Annotated in this window: 18 protein-coding genes and 3 tRNA genes; 3 read left to right on the top strand and 18 right to left on the bottom strand. The window is 47.4% G+C overall.

Features of this window, described 5'->3' with window-relative positions:
• Positions 1–608 precede the first annotated feature (608 nt).
• The gene (locus tag CIK96_RS00520; protein WP_094438981.1) at positions 609–1,760 is read left to right on the top strand and encodes an IS110 family transposase; all 1,152 of its coding nucleotides are present in this window, start codon (positions 609–611) and stop codon (positions 1,758–1,760) included.
• A 386-nt stretch (positions 1,761–2,146) separates the two neighbouring features.
• Here the strand turns inward: CIK96_RS00520 and CIK96_RS00515 are convergent, their stop codons facing one another.
• The 4 genes from CIK96_RS00515 to rpsF all read right to left on the bottom strand — a co-directional run bounded on the left by CIK96_RS00515 (position 2,147) and on the right by rpsF (position 3,888).
• Positions 2,147–2,434 (bottom strand): hypothetical protein, encoded by a 288-nt coding sequence (locus tag CIK96_RS00515; RefSeq protein WP_094446698.1) that lies wholly within the window; start codon positions 2,432–2,434, stop codon positions 2,147–2,149.
• A gap of 285 nt (positions 2,435–2,719) precedes the next feature.
• Positions 2,720–3,253: a 50S ribosomal protein L9 gene (gene rplI, locus CIK96_RS00510; RefSeq protein ID WP_094390756.1), complete on the bottom strand. Its 534-nt coding sequence runs from the start codon at positions 3,251–3,253 to the stop codon at positions 2,720–2,722.
• Between the two features lie 20 nt (positions 3,254–3,273).
• The gene (rpsR, locus tag CIK96_RS00505) at positions 3,274–3,540 is read right to left on the bottom strand and encodes a 30S ribosomal protein S18 (RefSeq protein ID WP_094390757.1); all 267 of its coding nucleotides are present in this window, start codon (positions 3,538–3,540) and stop codon (positions 3,274–3,276) included.
• 3 nt (positions 3,541–3,543) lie between these two features.
• Complete coding sequence (gene rpsF / locus CIK96_RS00500) at positions 3,544–3,888, bottom strand: 30S ribosomal protein S6 (RefSeq protein ID WP_094390758.1); 345 nt, start codon at positions 3,886–3,888, stop codon at positions 3,544–3,546.
• A 146-nt stretch (positions 3,889–4,034) separates the two neighbouring features.
• Between rpsF and CIK96_RS13135 the strand changes: the two genes are divergently transcribed.
• Positions 4,035–4,211, top strand: coding sequence for a hypothetical protein (locus CIK96_RS13135; protein WP_158214810.1), 177 nt, complete (start codon positions 4,035–4,037; stop codon positions 4,209–4,211).
• On the opposite strand, the gene CIK96_RS00495 is transcribed toward CIK96_RS13135, so the two are convergent.
• The 12 genes from CIK96_RS00495 to CIK96_RS00440 form a co-directional block, all read right to left on the bottom strand.
• Complete coding sequence (locus tag CIK96_RS00495; protein WP_094438977.1) at positions 4,205–4,894, bottom strand: SGNH/GDSL hydrolase family protein; 690 nt, start codon at positions 4,892–4,894, stop codon at positions 4,205–4,207. The genes CIK96_RS13135 and CIK96_RS00495 overlap by 7 nt on opposite strands.
• 104 nt (positions 4,895–4,998) lie before the next feature.
• Positions 4,999–5,072 (bottom strand) — tRNA-Asp (locus CIK96_RS00490).
• Between the two features lie 21 nt (positions 5,073–5,093).
• Positions 5,094–5,170, bottom strand: a tRNA-Asp gene (locus CIK96_RS00485).
• Positions 5,171–5,241: 71 nt separating this feature from the next.
• A complete protein-coding gene (locus tag CIK96_RS00480; RefSeq protein ID WP_094390760.1) occupies positions 5,242–5,754 on the bottom strand; it encodes a GNAT family N-acetyltransferase in 513 nt (170 codons plus the stop codon).
• On the bottom strand, positions 5,751–6,659 hold the full coding sequence (locus CIK96_RS00475; RefSeq protein ID WP_094438975.1) for a glycosyltransferase family 2 protein: 909 nt from the start codon (positions 6,657–6,659) through the stop codon (positions 5,751–5,753). Before CIK96_RS00475 ends, CIK96_RS00480 begins: the two co-directional genes overlap by 4 nt.
• Positions 6,656–7,090, bottom strand: coding sequence for a hypothetical protein (locus tag CIK96_RS00470; RefSeq protein ID WP_094438973.1), 435 nt, complete (start codon positions 7,088–7,090; stop codon positions 6,656–6,658). The genes CIK96_RS00475 and CIK96_RS00470 overlap by 4 nt, the downstream gene beginning before the upstream one ends.
• Before the next feature lie 78 nt (positions 7,091–7,168).
• Positions 7,169–7,786: a recombination mediator RecR gene (gene recR, locus CIK96_RS00465; protein ID WP_173839784.1), complete on the bottom strand. Its 618-nt coding sequence runs from the start codon at positions 7,784–7,786 to the stop codon at positions 7,169–7,171.
• A gap of 27 nt (positions 7,787–7,813) precedes the next feature.
• Positions 7,814–9,607: an ABC-F family ATP-binding cassette domain-containing protein gene (locus tag CIK96_RS00460; protein WP_094438971.1), complete on the bottom strand. Its 1,794-nt coding sequence runs from the start codon at positions 9,605–9,607 to the stop codon at positions 7,814–7,816.
• A 1-nt stretch (position 9,608) separates the two neighbouring features.
• Complete coding sequence (yihA, locus tag CIK96_RS00455) at positions 9,609–10,211, bottom strand: ribosome biogenesis GTP-binding protein YihA/YsxC (protein WP_094390764.1); 603 nt, start codon at positions 10,209–10,211, stop codon at positions 9,609–9,611.
• Positions 10,212–10,312: 101 nt separating this feature from the next.
• Positions 10,313–11,011: a response regulator transcription factor gene (locus CIK96_RS00450; RefSeq protein WP_094390828.1), complete on the bottom strand. Its 699-nt coding sequence runs from the start codon at positions 11,009–11,011 to the stop codon at positions 10,313–10,315.
• 47 nt (positions 11,012–11,058) lie between these two features.
• A complete protein-coding gene (locus CIK96_RS00445) occupies positions 11,059–12,615 on the bottom strand; it encodes a sensor histidine kinase KdpD (RefSeq protein ID WP_094390765.1) in 1,557 nt (518 codons plus the stop codon).
• A gap of 176 nt (positions 12,616–12,791) precedes the next feature.
• Positions 12,792–15,182 (bottom strand): TonB-dependent receptor, encoded by a 2,391-nt coding sequence (locus CIK96_RS00440; protein ID WP_094438969.1) that lies wholly within the window; start codon positions 15,180–15,182, stop codon positions 12,792–12,794.
• Between the two features lie 342 nt (positions 15,183–15,524).
• Here CIK96_RS00440 and CIK96_RS00435 point away from each other — a divergent pair.
• Positions 15,525–15,599: transfer RNA gene (locus CIK96_RS00435), tRNA-Arg, on the top strand.
• Positions 15,600–16,079: 480 nt separating this feature from the next.
• Here the strand turns inward: CIK96_RS00435 and CIK96_RS00430 are convergent.
• Both CIK96_RS00430 and feoB read right to left on the bottom strand, forming a co-directional pair.
• The gene (locus CIK96_RS00430; RefSeq protein WP_094390767.1) at positions 16,080–16,799 is read right to left on the bottom strand and encodes a DUF5715 family protein; all 720 of its coding nucleotides are present in this window, start codon (positions 16,797–16,799) and stop codon (positions 16,080–16,082) included.
• A gap of 18 nt (positions 16,800–16,817) precedes the next feature.
• Positions 16,818–19,199, bottom strand: a complete 2,382-nt coding sequence (gene feoB / locus CIK96_RS00425; protein WP_094438967.1) for a ferrous iron transport protein B — start codon at positions 19,197–19,199, stop codon at positions 16,818–16,820.
• Between the last annotated feature and the right edge of the window lie 308 nt (positions 19,200–19,507).

Here is a 19,507-nt window from a genome sequence, read left to right as displayed (position 1 = left end):
AACCATTTCGCCGTTCACTTCTTCTCGACTAAGACCAGCTTCAATCTGTTTAAGTCTTTACTTCCCATAATTAATCAATTAAATTTTATGGCTAAGTTATTTCCTTTTTTCGAGATAAACGAAGGAAAATCGGAAAAACTCCATTTCTGAGTGTAAGATTTAACTTTTCATGCGCAATTTGCTACTTGGATTTATGATTCATTTACACAATCATCCGCATAACAATTGTAAGGAATGGCTGTATGAAAATTGGGGGTAGAAATCGAAAGGCGGTCAAATTCTTAATAGTGTATGAATATAATACTGAAATATAATAAAGAAGTTTTATATTTAATTTATGGTGGTAGAGGCGAAAGCCATTGGATAAACAAACTTTCATATAACAATGACTTAACTGCGCACGGAGGACTACCACCTTAGCAAATTTACATAAAACCCCCGAATTATAAGCCAGTCGGGATAAAAAACCTAATGTCATTTCCCCGAATCGGGCAGTGTTTGAGAGAAAAAATGTCAAGTCCGCCACAGATTCTTGTCCTATATACGTGCTCTTTCGTCACAATTTTGTATATTTGGGGCCTATTGTTTAATCCTCTAAAGTTAGGCTTATGAGAATAGTATGCGGACTTGACGTGCACAAAGATAGCATATTTCTTTGTATTATGAGCAGCACGGGTGAGATTTTTGAGAAAAAGTATGGTGTTTTAACAAATCAGCTTGAGGAAATGCGTGATTTGATGCTCACGTATCACGTGCAGGAGGTTGGTATGGAAAGCACAAGTGTCTATTGGATTCCTGTATGGCGCATACTGGAACCTCATTTCAAGCTGAAACTTATCAACCCCTATTTCATCAAGCAGCTTCCCGGTCACAAGAGCGACGTGAAAGATGCACAGTGGATAGCCGAGTGCATGATGAAGGAACTGGTGCGCGGCAGTTTCGTTCCCCCTGAGCGCATCCAGCAGCTCCGTCTGTACGACCGTCGCATTTACGACCTTGATGATGAGATCATCCGTAAGCTGGCCAAGCTGGATGCGGCGGTGCAGCGGTGTAATATCCGTCTGAGCAATTATGTGTCAAACACGGATTCCGTAAGTTACAAGAGCGTGATAGACAAGATATGCGAGGGCGTGACATCCCCCGAGGAACTGGTTATGGAAGTGCACGGGCGTATCATAAACCGTCATGGCAGGGAAACCATAATCGCATCGCTCAAAGGGTGCGTCACGGAGGCCGACATAGACATCATGGCCCAGCTCAAGGCTGAAATTGACATGGCAGAGGCGCACAAGCAGAAGTGCATGGACAAGATGCAGGAGATTTGCGAGAAAGAATACTCCGAGCAGCTGAGGAACCTTCAGACCGTTCCGGGGGTGAAGATGAGAGCCGCCACATCATTAATCGCAGAGATTGGCACAGACATGAGCCACTTCGAGACGGCAAACCATCTTTCATCATGGGCGGGACTGAAGCCTCGCAACGACCAGTCAAACAAGACTATCAAGTCACGGCGCATCACGCATGGAAACCGTTACCTGAGACGGACAATCATCCAGTGCGCATGGGGCGCAAGCCGAACCAAGGGCTGCTTCTTCAGCCGTTTCTCCTACCATCAGACACAAGTCAGAAAAAAGAACAAGATGAAAGTGGTGGTGGCCATATCACGCAAAATGCTCGTCTGCGCCTGGCACATCCTTAAAGAAGGAGTCGTCTACAAGGACTTTGACAATATGATTTTGACACCCTGCACTAAAGGGTGACAAGATATACCAGCTGTGCCAAGGCTACTACCTTTGTGGTGGTGACACCCCGTGATTGCAAATTAACCGATGGTACGGCTGGCGATGGAACCCAGTCTGAGTAAAACTCGAAGAGGAAAGTATCTGATTATCACAGACCTGACGAGGGGCTGTGATGAATAGCCATGCCCCACTATTATGAATTCTTGTGGGTTTTATTACCCTTGCGGGGAAATCCCATTAGGTTTTATAGAGGAAGGTACGACAATTACGCTGATAAACGATAAATTTATTTGTTTTTTAGATTATGATGACTGTTGCTGCGAGAATGATGATTGCTATGGCGATAATTGCGGTTGGTAGTCACCTTCTGAAAATGGAAATCAGAAAAAAATCCGTGTGCCGTGCTACTCTACTTCGGTGGCAAACATACGGTCGAGGTCTTGTTGGGTGAAGGGACAGGGTTCTTGACGCAGTTTCGCCAAACGGAACTGCTGGCAGGCGTTGAGGACTGACTGCGCTTCAAAACACTTGAAAAGCATGTCTTTCAGTTCGTCAAGGCGGAGGGCATCTTCCTCGGAGAACCGACCACAGGTCTTGTAACTCATGTGCTGCTCTGGCAGGAGGTCGTGGTAGTAGTACGACCAGACCAGGAATTTCATACACACATCGGGGGTCATGAGAATCTCTTGCATAGCATCGTATTTTATGGAAAGATTAGCATTTTTTGTGAGATAACAATTGTGACGGATTAGAAATCACAATAGAGCCACCAGGCGCAACTGGTATGGCGCGCGGGAGCGTCGTCATCATGATTTTTAGACACGTCGCACGATGCATCAGGGGAGCTGTTTTCACTGTCGCCAACTTCCCCTCCCCCGAATTGCGCACCGAGATGCTGGGCTGTTAGCTGAAAAAAGGGCGCACATACGTATGCGCACCCTCTTATGTTAATAACTTATGTATTGATTTACAGAATATTACTCTTCTGTAGCAGCTGAGGTCTCCTCAACAGCGGGAGCTTCTTCAACAGCGGGAGTAGCCTCTTCAGCCTTTACCTCCTCAACGGGAGCTGCCTCAGAAACAACCTTTACAGGAATCACAACCTCAACCTCCTTGTGGAAGTGGATGGTAGCAACGTAATCACCAACCATCTTAGCATCGCGCATGGTGATGATCTTGCGATCGATGTCGTGACCCTGCTTCTTGAGTTCATCAGCAACGATGTTAGCATTGACAGAACCATAGAGCTGTCCGGTAGCACTCACCTTAGCAGTGATAGTCAACTCAACACCATTGAGAGCTTCAGCTTTCTTCTCTGCCTCAGCCTTGATAGCTGCGAGCTTGTGAGCCTGCTGCTTGAGGTTCTCAGCGAGAATCTTCTTAGCAGAGGGAGAAGCGATAACGCCCTTACCCTGAGGAATCAGATAGTTGCGGCCGTAGCCAGACTTTACATTTACGATATCGTTCTTATAACCCAGACCGATAATATCTTCTTTCAGTATAATTTCCATATTGTCGTCCTCCTCCTTATTTATTTCATCATATCAGTTACGTAAGGAAGCAGTGCAATCTGGCGAGCACGCTTAACAGCCTGAGCCACGCGGCGCTGATACTTCAGTGAGGTACCAGTGATACGACGGGGCAGGATTTTGCCTTGCTCGTTCAGGAACTTCTTCAGGAACTCGGGATCTTTGTAGTCGATGTACTTGATGCCGCTCTTCTTGAAACGGCAATACTTCTTCTTCTTAGTGTCGATAGAAGGAGCTGTCAAATAACGGATTTCTGATTGTTCTGCCATAACTTAAGCCTCCTCTTTTTTACCGGTTTTGTTGCGACGCTTCTCAGCATATTCGATAGCGTGCTTTTCAAGTTTAACTGTCTGGAAACGGATAACTTTCTCGTCACGACGGAAAGCTGTTTCGAGCTTCTTGATCACATTGGGCTCAGCCTTGAACTCTACCAGGTAGTAGAAACCTGTAGATTTCTTCTGAATGGCGTAAGCCATCTTCTTCATACCCCAGGCCTCTTCGTTCACAACCTCTGCGCCGTTGTCGGCAAGGAGTTTGGTGAATTTAGCGACCGTTTCCTTTGTCTGCTCATCAGACAAAACGGGAGTCAAAATGAAAACGGTTTCGTATTGATTCATACTGTTTAAAATAAAAAATTGTGTTACTTTTGCAAAATTGCGGGTACAAAGGTACTGATTTTTTTGTTAATTCTGTCATTTATCGGCAATTATTTTGTATCTTTGCACTAATTTTTAACGAATTACAACACAGAAATGCCTTTTCTATGAATAAAAAAATTGCCTCCATAGGAATTTTGCTGATTCTATCTGGCGTGATAACTCTTGCCACGGCATATTTCCTGCACCATACCACCAATGGTTTGCTGACCACAGGACTACTGCTGATTGTGGGGGGCATCGTCCTTTATGTGGGTGGCATCAAGCATGGCGGACGCTATTGACGGCACACCGCTTTTGCCACCTGCGCAGCAATCTGTTTCATGCCTTTCTGTGAGGGGTGTCCCCATTGTTTGTCGATGCATTCCAATTGGATGTATTTCACCTGATAATGGTCGCAGACGGTCTTCATCGACGTGGTGATCTCGTCGGTCAAGCCATCGTTGATGATGACATAGACCGTGGTGCCGGGATAGCGTTTCAGGATGCCGTCAAGAAGATATGCCATGGCGGGGCGGAACTGATAGAGATCCCGGTTGCTCCAACCGCCGTACTGGTAGTTGCCGATAGGCGATTTCGCCCAACTGTCGTTCGTGCCTCCGAAAACGAAGATGAGGTCTGCGGGCAATAGGTTGTTTAGGCGGGTGACATACGACCGGTCGCTATAGTCTGCCTCATCATAGCCTGTATGACAGATGGTTGCTCCTGAAAACGAATTGTTCTGACTGAGGCGGAAACCGTTGTCGCAGATGAACTGATACCACCAGAGCTGGGTGATATCTTGCACATCGTTGTTTTTTACATCAGACTGTGGGTACCAAACGGCATTGGTATCGGGTTGCACATAGCCTTTGAAGGTGCTGTAGGAATCTCCAAGGATGGCAACGGACGGTTTTGCCTGTGCCATCAGCGACGCTGCGCAACAGAGCATCGCGCCAACGAGTATTATCAGTTGTTTTGTTTTCATTATTATTGTTGTTTATGTCAGCATCTACAATAGCGTTACTGCCCGTTTCGGCAGCCGACAAATAAAAAAGCTCACTGAATATTCTTCAATGAGCTTTGTTTCAGCGGTGCGTACGAGACTCGAACTCGTGACCTCCTGCGTGACAGGCAGGCATTCTAACCAACTGAACTAACGCACCTTTGCTATGCGTTGAAAAGAGTGGCGGTGCGTACGAGACTCGAACTCGTGACCTCCTGCGTGACAGGCAGGCATTCTAACCAACTGAACTAACGCACCAGTCTTTTCTTGTTTAGCGGGTGCAAAGGTAGTGAGAATTTTTGAAACCACCAAACCTTTTTAAAGAAAAGTTATAAAATTCTTTGAAAAAAGCTGGCATCATGGTATTTTTCTCCGTCAAATAGCCAATCTTTGAGGGTCCTGCCTGCTATAAAACAGTATTTACGGAAGATTTGCAAGGCAGCTTCGTTGCGCTGGTCGATGATGACATAGAGCTGATGGAGATGCAGGATATGACGGGCATAATCGAGGACCTGTACCACGGCAGCTTCGGCATATCCCCGGCGCTGGTATTGGCGAAGTACCACCAGTCCGAGTTCGGCACGGAGGTGCTGTGGGTCGAAATTGGCAAGGTCGGCAAGTCCCACTACCTGGTGTTCGCTGTTTTCTATGACCAGCCGCACCTGCCGATCGACATAGATATCATTACTGGCATGAACGATGTAGTCGCGGAGTGAATAGCGGGAATACGGCACATTGGAGGTTCCCATGTCCCACAGGGAACGATCGTTCTCGATGGTATAGAGCACTTCAAGGTCTTCGGGTTCCATGGCACGGAGGGTGATAACGGGTAATTGTTTCATGTGAGTAAGTCTTGAGGGGTGATAATGGTTTTGACGCGTGTTCTGACCAGTCGTGAGGGCAGGATGCCTATCATGGCCAACAATGCACGAATCCAGATGGCGAGTTCCACGAGTTTTCTGATGCAGAAATTGGTCTGTGCATGATGTTTCCGATAATAGATGATCATGGCTTTATAGAACACACGGACGTAACTGACGGTGGTCTTGTCGCTGCATCCTCCCTTATAGTGTACGATCTTACAGGGCAGATAGCAGTTGTGCCACCCTGCATCGAGGAGGCGACAGGAGAGGTCGATATCTTCGCCGTACATGAAGAAATCTTCGTCGAGCAGTCCCACCTGGTCGAGTGCCTTCCGGCGCAACATGGCGAAGGCTCCGCTGATCACATCGATCTCCGCCGGTTCTGACCATGACAGCCAACTCATGTAATAGCGTGCGAAGCGGTGGCTGTTGGGAAAGAGGCGTGCCAGTCCACACATTTTATATAGAGCGACAAGGGCTGTGGGGCGTCCTCGCCGTGATTCCGGTGCGCGTGTTCCGTCGGCATTGAGCATCTGGACTCCTGCTGCTCCCACCTGCGGATGCTGTTCCATGAAATCGACGGTCTGACGGAGTGTATTGGCGCCCACCACGGTATCGGGATTGAGGAGCAGCACATAGGGGCTGTGGCTCAACCGTATGCCGATGTTGTTGGCTTTTGCGAAACCTATATTTCCCCCACTCTCCACCACCTGCACCTGCGGGAAATGGGCCTTGAGGTCTTCGACGGTGCCGTCGGACGACTGGTTATCGACGACGATGATTTCTCCGTCAATACCTTGCATCGCCTGTTCTACGCTACGGATACAGGGTCCGAGATACTGGCGTGCATTATAGCTTACGATGACGACAGAGAGTTTTTTCATTCCGTTTCGCTTTTGCTTGTCTCTGCCTCACAGCGTTTTTGCGAGGGATAGACGAATACCATTGCCAACAGTGAGATGATGGCGAGATAGAAATAGGATGCCTTATCGAAGAGTCCGTAACATACCGCATCGATGGCAAATACCGACTGGAGCAGCAACTGGCGTGTCCATGCCCAACGGGCATACTTCTCGGGCAACTTGCGGCGTACGGACTGGCAATACATGAGTCGTAAGGCAAGGGGTACGAGTGCGATAGTGAGGCATACTGCTACCATATCGACTACATATTCCACGACAGGATTGGAGATCACCTGCAGAGTTGCGCAGCAATCGGTGGTGCGCAGCAGTACGGTGATTAGCAGGGTAAGTGTCAGGATGGTCCAGAAGGTCATCATCAGCCGGTGTTGCAGATAGGATATTGTCTTAGCCATTTCGTTTGTTGTTTATTCGTTTGCTATATGCTACAGAGATTATTACCGTTTCTTATAGATATAAATAATTTGTAGCGGTCATTTGCCCTCAAACGGCGTGCGGTTGACGATAGACCTTCCGAGGGTCACCTCATCGGTATACTCCAGTTCGTTGCCTACAGACACACCCCGTGCGATGATAGAGATGCTGACATCATAGGGAGCGAGTTTGCGGAAGATATAGAAATTGGTGGTGTCACCTTCCATGGTCGGGCTGAGTGCGAGAATTACCTCCCTGACTCTCCCTTCTTCCACCCGCTTGACCAACGAATCGATTTCAAGGTCGGAGGGTCCAATGCCGTCCATGGGCGAGATGACTCCGCCCAACACATGATACAATCCCTGATACTGCTGAGTGTTTTCCACCGCCATGACATCCTGGATGTTCTCCACGACACAGACCGTAGTGGCGTCGCGCCTTGGGTCTGCACAGATTGGGCATCGCTCAGCATCTGAGATGTTGTGACAGGTTTTGCAATAGCAGACATCGTGCTTCAGGCGACTGACGGCCTCCACAAAAGCCTGTACGTCCTGATCTTCTTGTCGCAACAGATGAAGCACGAGGCGAAGTGCTGTCTTACGGCCCACGCCAGGGAGTTTGGAAAACTCCTGCACGGCTCTTTCGAGCAACTGCGACGGATATTGCTGACTGATCATTTCTTTGGTATTATTTTCCCGATTCGTTTATTTCCTCGATTCGTCTTTTATCTCTGAAAGTTCAAGCCACCGCATCGACTTCTCATCGAGTTCGCTTTGAAGCACTGGCAGGCGCTTGCTCTTCTCGGTGAGTTCATCGACAGACAGCGTACCGCTGCATAGGGCATCTTCTATCAGGTGCTGTTCCTCTTCGAGTTGTGCGATTTCCTTTTCGAGTTTCTCAAACTCCAACCGCTCTTTGTAAGTCATTCGCCGCCGGTCATCATGCCGGTAGGACTTGGCAGTCTTTCCCCTCGGTTCCTTGTTATCCTTGACCGTTGCCGCTTCTTCCATGGCGAGCCACTGGCGGTACTGGCTGTAGTTGCCGGGGAAGTCTTTCACCTCGCCCTGTCCCTTGAAAACCAGGAGATGATCGACCACCTTATCCATGAAATAGCGGTCGTGGCTGACGACAATCACGCAACCGGGGAAATCCTGTAGATACTCTTCGAGGATCTGCATGGTCACAATATCGAGATCGTTGGTGGGCTCGTCGAGTACCAGGAAGTTGGGATTCTTCATCAGCACGGTACAGAGGTAGAGTTTGCGTCGCTCGCCACCGCTCAACTTATACACGTAGTTGTGCTGCTGTTCGGGTGTAAACAGGAAATACTGCAAGAGCTGGGACGCTGTCAGGCGCTTTCCGCTACCCAGGTCAACATAATCGGCAATGGCAGTGATGACATCGATGACCTTCATCTGTTCGTCAAACTGCAAGCCTTCCTGCGAGAAATAGCCAAAGCGCACCGTTTCGCCGATGACGATACGTCCTTCGTCAGGTTGCACCTGAGACAGTAGCATTTTGATGAAGGTGGATTTTCCCGTGCCGTTGTTGCCCACAATACCCATCTTCTCGAAGCGTGAGAAGTTATAGTAGAAATCCTTGAGGATGACCACATCGTCAAAGCGCTTGGAGATGTACTGACACTCAAAGATCTTACTGCCGATATATACATTGCTCGCCTTGAGGCGGAGCTGGCGCTCTTCCATGCGCTGCTTAGCCACCTTCTCCAACTCATAGAAAGCCTCTTCGCGGTAGCGTGCCTTATGGCCTCGCGCCTGTGGCATTCTGCGCATCCATTCCAGTTCGGTGCGATAGAGATTGTTGGCACGGGCAATTTCTGCGCGTCTCGCATCAATACGCTCCTGTCGCTTTTCGAGGTAATAGGCGTAGTTGCCACGATAGGTATAGACCGTACGGTCGTCGAGTTCGAGGATGACCGAACAGACGCGGTCCAGGAAGAATCGGTCGTGGGTGACCATGAGCAAGGTGCGGTTGCCACGCGAGAGGTAGCCTTCGAGCCATTCTATCATCTCTAGGTCGAGATGGTTGGTGGGTTCGTCGAGAATCAGCAGATCGGGTTCGGTGAGCAGCACGTTGGCGAGTGCGACACGTTTCTGCTGTCCGCCACTCAACTGCCGCATGGGTTGGTTGAGGTCGCGAATCTTCAACTGCGTCAACACCTGTTTGGCTTTCAACACCTTATCGGAATCGCCCTGGTGGTTGAAGCAGGCATCGAGCACACTCTCGTCAGGGTCGAAACGTGGAGACTGTTCCAGGAATCCAACCCTCAGGTCGCGACGGAAGACGATGTCGCCGCTGTCGCATCCCTCTTTGCCCGCAAGGACAGCGAGAAGTGTGGATTTTCCCGTACCGTTCTTGGCAACAAGTCCCACGCGTTGTCCTTCGGCTATGGAGAAACTGATGTTGTCGAACAGCTGAAGTGCTCCAAACGATTTGGAGAGGTTTTGCACATCAACATACGGAGTGTCCTTCGCCATACTAGCCCTTCAGTTGTTGATTGATACTATCAATATAATCCAGGAGTTCGTCCCTACCCTGCCGACTTTCGGAGGATGTCAGGAACATCGGCGGGAGTTCCTCCCATGTTTCCTGCAACTTCTTCTTATAATTGGCAATATTCTGACTGGCCTTGCCTCCGCTCAACTTATCGGTTTTGGTAAACACGATGGCGAAAGGCACTCCTGACTGTCCGAGCCAATCAATAAACTCCAGGTCTATCGCCTGCGGTTCGTGTCGCGAATCCACCAATACAAAAACATTGACCATCTGCTCCCGTTGCAGAATATATCCTCTGATCATCTGATCGAGTTTTGCCACCTCTTTCTTGGAGCGCTTCGCATAGCCGTAGCCCGGCAGATCGACGAGATACCACTCTTTGTTGATGATGAAATGGTTGATAAGCAAGGTCTTGCCAGGTGTTGCTGAAGTCTTTGCTAACTTGCGTCGGTTGGTCAGCATATTGATCAGGCTCGACTTGCCCACATTGGACCTGCCGATGAAGGCATATTCTGGTTTTGTGTCGTTGGGACACATGCTTACCATTGGTGCGCTCAAACTAAATTCAGCACTTTTTATATCCATGCAATAAAATCTTGTCGGTATGTTATATTACTGAAACCAGCGGATTACACTTCGTAAGGCAACCCGCCAGTCTATACTTGGTTCACAAAGGTAACAGCGGTTTAGTCTTCTTCTGGAGAAATCAACTTATAACCCTTGCCGTGAATGTTGATGATTTCTATCTGCGGATCGTCTTTCAAGTGTTTACGCAACTTGGTGATATAAACGTCCATAGAGCGTGCATTGAAATAGTTGTCGTCAATCCAGATGGTCTTCAATGCGAAATCACGCTGCAGAATCTCGTTGGCATGGCTGCAAAGCAAGCCCAGAAGATCGTTCTCCTTCGTAGTCAGCTTAGACACCTTGTCGCCGATGGTCAAGGTCTGCTTCTGGGTGTCGAACACAAACTTACCGATGCGATAGACCGAGCTCTCCTTGTTTTTCTTGCCACGTACACGGCGCAGGATGGCCTCGATACGTGAAACGAGTTCCTCCATGGAGAAAGGCTTGGTAATATAATCGTCTGCACCGATTTTGAAACCTTGCAGGATGTCCTCTTTGAGGGTCTTTGCAGTAAGGAAGATGATGGGGATCTCTGCGTTGGCACTACGGATTTCCTGTGCCAAAGTAAAACCGTCTTTCTTCGGCATCATGACATCGAGTACACAAATATCGAATTTGGTCTTAAGGAATGCTTTGTAGCCTACCTCTCCATCGGGGCAGAGTTCTGCCTGGTAACCTTTAGCTGCCAGATACTCACGCAAAAGCATTCCGAGGTTTTCATCGTCTTCGCAAAGAAGAATTTTCAGTTTGTCGTCCATAATCATGAATGTTTAGATGTTATTATTCTATTTTTGTTTATTCTTGTTTATTGTTCGTGGAGCACGGGGAGGGAGATGGTAAACTTAGTACCCTTGCCCAGTTCGCTCTCACATTTGATTTCGCCTTGATGCAGGTCGATGACCTTCTTGACATACGCCAGTCCCAAACCGAAGCCTTTCACATCGTGTTTGTTGCCCGTATGCACGCGGTAGAACTTCTCAAAAACTTTTTTGATATTCTCGCGCTTGATGCCCTGTCCGTTGTCGCGTATGGAGAGGTACAGACGGTCGTTATCGTTCCATGTGCGGATGAAGATATTGATCGGCTCTTCGGGTTTGCGGTATTTCACGGCATTATCCATCAGGTTGGTAATGGCATTCTGGAAATGCAGTTCATCCACATAGATGGCTGAATCCACCGCTTCTATCTCGGTAAATATCTTTCCTCCTGTATGTTCCACTCGCAATGAGAAGGTAGAGGCGATATTCTCAACCATCTCGTTGAGGTCGAGTTCTTTCTTCTTGAACACGATGCTCTTCTTGTCGAACATTGACATCTGCAATACTTTTTCTACCAAAAAACGCAAGCGTTTCGACTCATCGGCAATCACCCCACCGAGATGTTTGGTCATGGCTTCTGTCTTGGTCACGGTATTGTCGTTCATCATCTGCGCAGCCAGTGAGATGGAAGCAATAGGTGTCTTCAACTCATGGGTCATATTGTTGATGAAATCGTTTTTGATTTCAGTATAGCGTTTCTGTCGGAAGATCACCACCACGGTAAAGATAAAGGTGATGAGCAATACGATGGTAAAGATGATGGACGGGATCATGAAGCGCACCGATGAAAAGATGTAGCTGTTCATCTCAGGGAAGTGGATTCTCACCAGGCCCATCTTCGACTGCGGGTCGTTGCGGAAGAGCAACTGCGAATAGTTGTACTCTTCTCCCTCGTCAGTATAGTCAGGACAGCGATAGACCTCACGGCCGTCGGTGGTAGAGACGGTGAAATGATAGGGAATATTCACTCCGTTGTTGAGGAGCTCGGCACGGATGTCCTGGTCGAGCATCTTGAAATTCACACGTTCCTTGAGGGATTTGTCGCTGGCGGTATAAAGGATATTATAGACCACCTCGTCCAACAGTGCTTTCTGATAAACATAGCGCTTGCGCACAATCTCCTGCATGGATTTGGCAGCTTCGGAGATGGAACTCTTGTCTTTGCGGATGATCATGCCTTTGGGTACGCTAGCGGGTTTCATCTCAAACGATTTCATCTGGAAGGAAGAATAGACTGTTCCGTCGTCGGTAGCTACCGAGAACTGATGTGAGTGCTTGATGGTTCCGTCCAGTCCATCGACCATCACCGAATCCTGTCGGAATGCCCGGCGCTCGGTCTCGTTGACATCCTTTTCCAAATACCTCAGCGTCTCGTTCATCTCTAAGTTGCGCGAGGCTTGGTAGAGACTTCGGTTGACACTCTCGTCAAACTGCTCCTTCTTCATCTTGATCATCTCTTCTGCATAAGAGAACTGAAGGAAGAGCAGCACCAGGAACGAGAGTCCCATGATAATGGCTATTGCCCAGATTGTGGATTTCTTCATGTCTGCAAAGTTAGCGATATTACAAACATGGGGGTACTTATTCGTTAATTATCTTCGTTAATTTTAACAATATTAACATAAATACCGATTTTTAGTATCACATTTGCAACTAAGCACAATCAGTCCTTAGGTCATCGGTGTGTTTAATCACCTTTTTCCCTAAGGACCGATTGAGATTAAAAGTTCCAACCGAAATCGATTCCGAGTTGGAAGGGGTTACCGCGCTGTGCAAAATACAGCGATTCTCCCGTCGCTTTGCTTTGGAATGCGAAGGTATTGTAATGGGTATTGGTGAGATTGCGAGCCCACAGATTGACATGACAGCATTCCAGTTGCACGCCGATATGAGCCCCCAGCAGCGCATAGACTTGCTGTTGGTAAGTATTCATTTCATCCCAATAGATGCTGCCGAGTCCGTTGAGGTCGGCTCCGAAGATGATGGCCTTAAAATTGTCGTGATGAAGGTCAACACGATAGTCTGCAAGCAATGAGAAGGAATGTTCGGGAACAAAAGGCACGCGTTTGCCGCAATAGTCAACAGCTTCGCCTGTCGCATTATCAATGGTGGTGTAATCTTTGAACGCGGCATGGGTATAGGCATAAGTGGCAGCCCAAGACAAATGGTCGGACAGCGCCTGACCGCGTACTGCCAGTTCGAGTCCACAACTGTAACTGCGTCCTGCATTGACCATTTTTCGTCCATAGCCATAATCGCTGCTAAACACAGAGAGTTGTTGGTTGCGGATCTGCATGTAGTATGCAGCTAAATCAGCCTGAACGGTGTTACCAAAGAGATTGAGGTGGGCACCTGCCTCGTAGTTCCAACTCTCCTCTGGTTTGAAGCGGATGCCTTCGAGCAACGTGGCATATTCCTCATCAGTATGGCTGATATTGACCTCAATATCCTTGCGTGCCTCCATGGCTTGTTGCAAAGCACCGCGCAGATTGTTCTGCACATCGGTCTGAATAATGTCGCTAAAGAGTTGGATATTAAATCCTCCACTACGATAACCTTTTGTCACAGTGGTATATATATTACTTCCGTTAGACCATCGATAGAGCAGTCCGAACTTAGGCAACAGCTGTTGGAACGAGGAATGTTCCTGATTGACAAATGGAGAAACCATCTTGACTTTCGCTGCCGAACCCATGATACTGAAGTCCATGTTGGCCTGTCCGCTCGTATCATAGGAAATACTGTTGCGGCTGTAATTGTATCGCAAACCGACGGTAGCGGTGAGGTGTTCGGCTATTTCAATATTCGACTCATGGAAAATGCCGATATTGGACTGTGGAGTATGGAAAGAACTCGGCACCCACAATCCCATGTTTACACGGACACCTCCTAATCGCTCAATCATGGCGGCAGCAGCCGTTTCGCCCATGCGGTCAGCCAGCGAACGGAAGATCTGTCCGTAAATCATGTTGCCGATTCTACTGCCCATCTGCTGACTGAATGCCTGTCCGAAGGTGTTGGGGGCTGTGGTCTTCAACCATTCATGGGCAAGAAACACACCATTAGTCCAGTGCCAACGGCTCTTATTGGCGCTCTTTATGGTAAACTCCTGACTGAGCGAATTGCTCAACTGACGCTGATCGACCTTGAAGAAGTCGGAAGGCGAATAGTCGGCATCCATCAGCAGACGGTCGCGCAAGAACTGCCAGGAAGTGGTGCTTTGCATGACGAATCCTGCTCCTGAGTATTGGATATGGAGTCCGTTGGTCAACAGATTGCGCTGATAGCAACTTTGCTCGTTCTGACTAGGAGCATCTACGCGGTTGTTGTCCAGATGGAGCACGCCATAAGGGTTGGCGTTCTGGCGAACATACTGGTAGTCACTGATGAAATCAATGTTCCAATGCGCTGACGGACGAAGCATCAGGCGGAAACGACCGCCAGCCTCATCCATCTTATCGGCAGAACGGTCGGTCTGCGTGTTACGATAGAATCCGTTTGTGCCTTGATAGAACCCTGCCAACGAGAAAGCTGCTTTGGAGCTTAACTGTTGGGAGTGTGCCACTTCCACATTACGATAGAAGGCGGTTCCCAATCCCAGTTTCAATGCCGTACCCTGATGGGTAAAAGGTGATTTAGAGTAGATTCTTACCAGTCCGCCTTCTGCATTCATTCCATAGAGCGTACCCTGGGGACCACGCAACACGTCAACGCGGTCGGTCTGGTAAAGATGGGTGTTGAACGCTGTTTTGTTGGACAGAGGGATGTTGTCAACATACACACCCATTGACGGACTGTTGACGCGGGAGCCGATGCCACGCACGTAAATAGAGGATGTAAAACGTGAACCATACGCAGGCATGGCAAGCGAAGGAACAAAAGCAGAGACGTCTCGAATATCTCCCATTCCATGGTCAACAAGTTGGTCGCGACCTATTACCGTTGAAGCCAAAGGCTGCTGGCGCAACCGATAGGTATCTTTGGGCTGCGAAACCACAACGACTTCGTCAAGGTCATAAACGCGCGAAGAGTCGGATGGTATATTCAAAGACTCAGCCTTGCTTACTGCAGGCCATAGCAATAAAATAATAAATAACGATTTGTTTCTCATAACGGCTGCAAAGTTACGTTATTTTCTCTGCCTGTCCTATCCACATTTATATGGAAAATTGCATTTTCCGCTATTCAGAACAACGTTTTTATTTTTTTGACGAATTTTTGTAAATTACGAAAGTCATCGGAAATTTCTGTGTTTTTTTCCACACATTCCGCCATCATCATATAACTTTCCACCTGTCATTTGGTTTCCTTTCCCCCCTATTACAAGCGGTTTCATTAGTAAATTCGGCTCGATAATCGGAGTCAGAATCGCTTTCACTCAGAAAACAAGAAGAAATTATCATTTTTCTTTGGTTTTTCACTTACTTCTTTGTACCTTTGCAGCCGAAAAGTTGGTTCCGTAGCTCAGTTGGATTAGAGCAACGCCCTTCTAAGGCGTGGGTCTAGGGTTCGAATCCCTACGGAATCACTTCATAAAAGAGAATCAGCAATGGTTCTCTTTTTTGTATTTAATAGGTAGTAAAAAACATACAAATACAGTACACCTTCTAAGCTGTCAATAAAATCAAACTAAAATTAGAATCATTAAGACGCCACGTAGGCACGTATTGAACATTTACTCAGACAACAATGCTTATGCCAACCTGTTCAAGACAGACTTTGGTTAAAGGCCATGCTTTTCTGGTTAAACCGGCGTATTACCTCAAGTCGCTTTATGGGGTAAGGGGATTTTGTGTTTAAAAAGTTTCTATTATGCAAGGAATATGTACAATAAAAGAATTTTTGGCGTTTTACAAGCAAAATCACACTAAACCCTATTGGTTGCGGATTTGAGAAAGAATATACGGAAAGACTTTGTCTGCTAATTTAAGGAATATTGTTTTTATATATGTATAACAGATGTTTTTGTGCCAATAGCAATATCATTGTCTTCTTTTTATGATCTGTATTAACGGACTGTCATGTGAAAACAACCCTGTTTCACTTCGTATTTGATGTAACACCGGTCTTGTTCACGTATATCGCGAAGCACTTGTGTTAAGACCCATTTCAAAGTATCGTTGCGAACAGGACGCATCACGGGATGATAACGGTTGTAACAAACATCGAACGTAGTGCCGAAAAGATGGCAGCTGCGCTCGGTGGCATTGCCATTACGGCGACGCAATTTATCAACATCTTCCTCACTACGCAATACGCTGGTTACAATCAGTTGATTGATGGGTATTCCCTTGACATAAAGACTATCATAGAAAGCCTGACCTATGTCTTGCAGCAATACTGCCGCACGAGGCACAAGATAAGGCAGGGAACTCCGGAGATGATCTACATGATAATAAGGACTTGAGGCAATATAAACCAACTCCTTTTTACGTGCTTCCGCATCAGCACGATTGGCAACAGGACGAACACCCAGGCGCTCAGCAGCGGCAAGTTGCACTTGCTGGCTATCGGGAAAGGTCGTCTTGTAAGGAGGCACATAACCAATCTTGTGAGGTTTTTCTCCTATCTCCGCCACGACAGCCGGAACATTCTGAACAGTATCTGTCACGACAGCCTCGTTGGTTTCAGTAGAATCACAACAGCCCAACAAAGGCTCTTTAATCACGGCCAATGCCACTACAACGGCATAGAAGACGGTGACATATTTTCTTTTTGATATTTTCATTTTTATGAGTTACCGTTTCTAAAACAAACTCCCAATTTGATAGACTAACATGCTGACAATCCATGCTATTGCCGTGGTGTAGAAGGCAGAGAAAGCAGCCCAAGACCACGATCCTGTTTCGTTGCGTATGGCAATGACCGTAGCTATACAGGGGAAATACAATAATACAAACAGCAGATAGCTGAAGGCAGCAAGCGGTGTGATGCCATCGGCAAGCATCTGATTGCGCAAGCGGCTATATTTGGCAGTATCGTCGCTGAACGAGTCATCATCGCCAAACGAGTCGTCGCCACTGTAAATAACACCTATTGTAGAAGCCACGATTTCCTTTGCACCCACACCGGCAATGAGGCTGACATCGAGTTTCCAGTTGAAACCTTGCAGCTCGAAAACCGGTTCTACGGCCTTACCTATACTGCCAATATAGGATTGCTCCTTTTGTTGGACAGGTGATAATGATTCATCGTGGGGGAAATAACCTAACGCCCAGACGACGATGGAAGCCACGAGAATGATACCACCCATCTTCTTGAGATACTCTTTACCTTTCTCCCACGTATGTCTGCCAATGGCTTTGGGAGTTGGCCAGCGGTAAGGAGGCAATTCCATCACAAAAGGGGTATCTTCGCCCTTGACAACAAATGACGAGAACACCTTGCTGACTATGATTGCCACAATCACACCAATGACATACAGCATGATCATCACCCATGAACGGTATTGGGCAGCAAAAAACGTTCCTATGATCATAATATAAATAGGTAGGCGCGCCGAGCACGACATGAAAGGCAAGATAAGTATCGTGATAAGACGAGAGCGCCGACTCTCTATGGTGCGCGTAGCCATGATGGCAGGAACATTACAACCAAATCCCATGATAAGAGGGATGAACGATTTACCATGCAGCCCCATCTTATGCATCAACTTATCCATAATAAAAGCTGCACGTGCCATATAGCCGCTATCTTCCATCAGCGAGATGAAAAAATAGAGAATCAATATCTGAGGCAAGAAAACAATAACTGCTCCTACTCCACCAATCACGCCATCAACAAGCATGGAACGCAAGGGACCTTCGGGCATCAGCGCAGAAGCCTGTTCGCCCAACCATGAAACGGCAGACTCTATCCAGTCCATCGGGTACTGGCCCAACGAGAAAGTGGTCTGGAACATCACATATAGAATCAAAAAGAAGATGGGAAAGCCCAGATATTTATTGGAAAGCACATCATCTATAAAATGCGTCATGCGGTAAGTATCTTCCTTGGTGCCTTGCCGAAAGCCCGCTTCTGTCAGAGCGCCATGAATAAAACCATACTTCGCATCCATAATGGCAGTTTCAGAGTCAGTCTTTTTCTCCTCTTTCACACGAAGTTCTGCTGCGTCACGCGCTGCCATAATCTCTTTGGCATTCTCCATCTTCGCCACATAAGCCTCTGCCCGGTCATCATGCTCAAGAAGTTTGATGGCCATATAGCGAGTTGAAAAAAGCGTGCGAACCACCTCGTTGCGCTTCAGGTACTGTTGGATATGGGCAATACCGGACTCTATCTCGTGACCATGGTTAATGTGAATATGGCGAACAGACGCGTTGCAGTCTTCAAATACGCTGATGACCTCACGAAACAGCTCCTGGACTCCCCGACCCGATTTGAATGACGTACAAACAAAAGGCACACCAAAAAGCGTTGACAGCGTTTGAGTGTCTAACGTGTCTCCTCGGCGTTCAAACTCATCATACATATTGAGTGCGCAAACCATTCTGACGTTCATGTCAACAAGTTGAGTGGTCAGATAAAGATTACGCTCGAGATTGGAAGAGTCTATCACGTTGATGACAACATCGGGATGACGTTTCATCAGATGCTCACGCACGTAGAGTTCCTCCGGACTGTAACAGGAGAGCGAATAGGTGCCGGGAAGATCCGTAAGATTAAAGACAAACCCGTCGCACGTCGCACGAGCCTCGCTGGCATCAACCGTCACACCACTGTAATTACCCACATGCCCGTGAGCACCACTGGCGAAATTGAAAAGCGACGTCTTACCACAGTTCGGATTACCTATCAGAGCCACATTGATGGTATTGCCAACATGTGCTGGCAAAGATTGGTCGCAAGTGTCTTGAACTGTATCTGTCATGGTTTCATGATTCACAACGGGTTGCTGATGGGATGGATCAGTATCCACCACAATCATCTCAGCCTCTTGCCTACGCAGACTGATTTCATAGCCCATTACCTTATATTTGACAGGGTCCTGCAATGGTGCATTAAGCAAAACCTCTACATCTTTTCCTCTGACAAATCCCATCTCTACGATGCGTTTTCGGAAGCTGCCATGGCCTTGTACCGTCACTATCGTGGCATGTTGCCCCGTTTTCAGGTCGGATAGTTTCATTTGCTATACTTTAAAAATACGAGTGCAAAATTAGTAAATTATCTGCAAAAAAGGCAAAAACCATACTATAAATCATCAAAAATAGGTATTCCTAAATGAAATGGATTCTAAAGTTTTTACAAGGGAATAGATACCAAATTCATAAATACATGTCGTGGGGATAGTCCACGACAGGAAAAACCTCGAAGTCATCCCGAAGACATCCCGAAGCCGAGAACGAGTCATCAACTCCTATTCTTTTCAACTTATGAATGAGAAACAAGCACATTTTTCTCCGCAAACCTTTACGCAGAAAAATGGGACATAAA

It is taken from the genome of Prevotella sp. P4-98, from assembly GCF_002251405.1.
GTDB lineage: Bacteria > Bacteroidota > Bacteroidia > Bacteroidales > Bacteroidaceae > Prevotella.
Note: the sequence above shows the minus strand (reverse complement) of the source record. Positions and strands in the feature narration are given on the sequence as shown.

What these genes read in the sequence shown, in the direction of transcription:
- rplI (WP_094390756.1), bottom strand. Translation starts at nt 3,253, where the DNA reads ATGGAAATTATACTGAAAGAAGATATTATCGGTCTGGGTTATAAGAAC.
- CIK96_RS00450 (WP_094390828.1), bottom strand. Translation starts at nt 11,011, where the DNA reads ATGGACGACAAACTGAAAATTCTTCTTTGCGAAGACGATGAAAACCTC.
- rpsR (WP_094390757.1), bottom strand. Translation starts at nt 3,540, where the DNA reads ATGGCAGAACAATCAGAAATCCGTTATTTGACAGCTCCTTCTATCGAC.
- CIK96_RS00480 (WP_094390760.1), bottom strand. Translation starts at nt 5,754, where the DNA reads ATGAAACAATTACCCGTTATCACCCTCCGTGCCATGGAACCCGAAGAC.
- recR (WP_173839784.1), bottom strand. Translation starts at nt 7,786, where the DNA reads ATGATCAGTCAGCAATATCCGTCGCAGTTGCTCGAAAGAGCCGTGCAG.
- CIK96_RS13135 (WP_158214810.1), top strand. Translation starts at nt 4,035, where the DNA reads ATGAATAAAAAAATTGCCTCCATAGGAATTTTGCTGATTCTATCTGGC.
- CIK96_RS00515 (WP_094446698.1), bottom strand. Translation starts at nt 2,434, where the DNA reads ATGCAAGAGATTCTCATGACCCCCGATGTGTGTATGAAATTCCTGGTC.
- CIK96_RS00430 (WP_094390767.1), bottom strand. Translation starts at nt 16,799, where the DNA reads ATGAAAATATCAAAAAGAAAATATGTCACCGTCTTCTATGCCGTTGTA.
- CIK96_RS00460 (WP_094438971.1), bottom strand. Translation starts at nt 9,607, where the DNA reads ATGGCGAAGGACACTCCGTATGTTGATGTGCAAAACCTCTCCAAATCG.
- feoB (WP_094438967.1), bottom strand. Translation starts at nt 19,199, where the DNA reads ATGAAACTATCCGACCTGAAAACGGGGCAACATGCCACGATAGTGACG.
- CIK96_RS00475 (WP_094438975.1), bottom strand. Translation starts at nt 6,659, where the DNA reads ATGAAAAAACTCTCTGTCGTCATCGTAAGCTATAATGCACGCCAGTAT.
- yihA (WP_094390764.1), bottom strand. Translation starts at nt 10,211, where the DNA reads ATGGATATAAAAAGTGCTGAATTTAGTTTGAGCGCACCAATGGTAAGC.
- CIK96_RS00445 (WP_094390765.1), bottom strand. Translation starts at nt 12,615, where the DNA reads ATGAAGAAATCCACAATCTGGGCAATAGCCATTATCATGGGACTCTCG.
- rpsF (WP_094390758.1), bottom strand. Translation starts at nt 3,888, where the DNA reads ATGAATCAATACGAAACCGTTTTCATTTTGACTCCCGTTTTGTCTGAT.
- CIK96_RS00440 (WP_094438969.1), bottom strand. Translation starts at nt 15,182, where the DNA reads ATGAGAAACAAATCGTTATTTATTATTTTATTGCTATGGCCTGCAGTA.
- CIK96_RS00470 (WP_094438973.1), bottom strand. Translation starts at nt 7,090, where the DNA reads ATGGCTAAGACAATATCCTATCTGCAACACCGGCTGATGATGACCTTC.
- CIK96_RS00495 (WP_094438977.1), bottom strand. Translation starts at nt 4,894, where the DNA reads ATGAAAACAAAACAACTGATAATACTCGTTGGCGCGATGCTCTGTTGC.
- CIK96_RS00520 (WP_094438981.1), top strand. Translation starts at nt 609, where the DNA reads ATGAGAATAGTATGCGGACTTGACGTGCACAAAGATAGCATATTTCTT.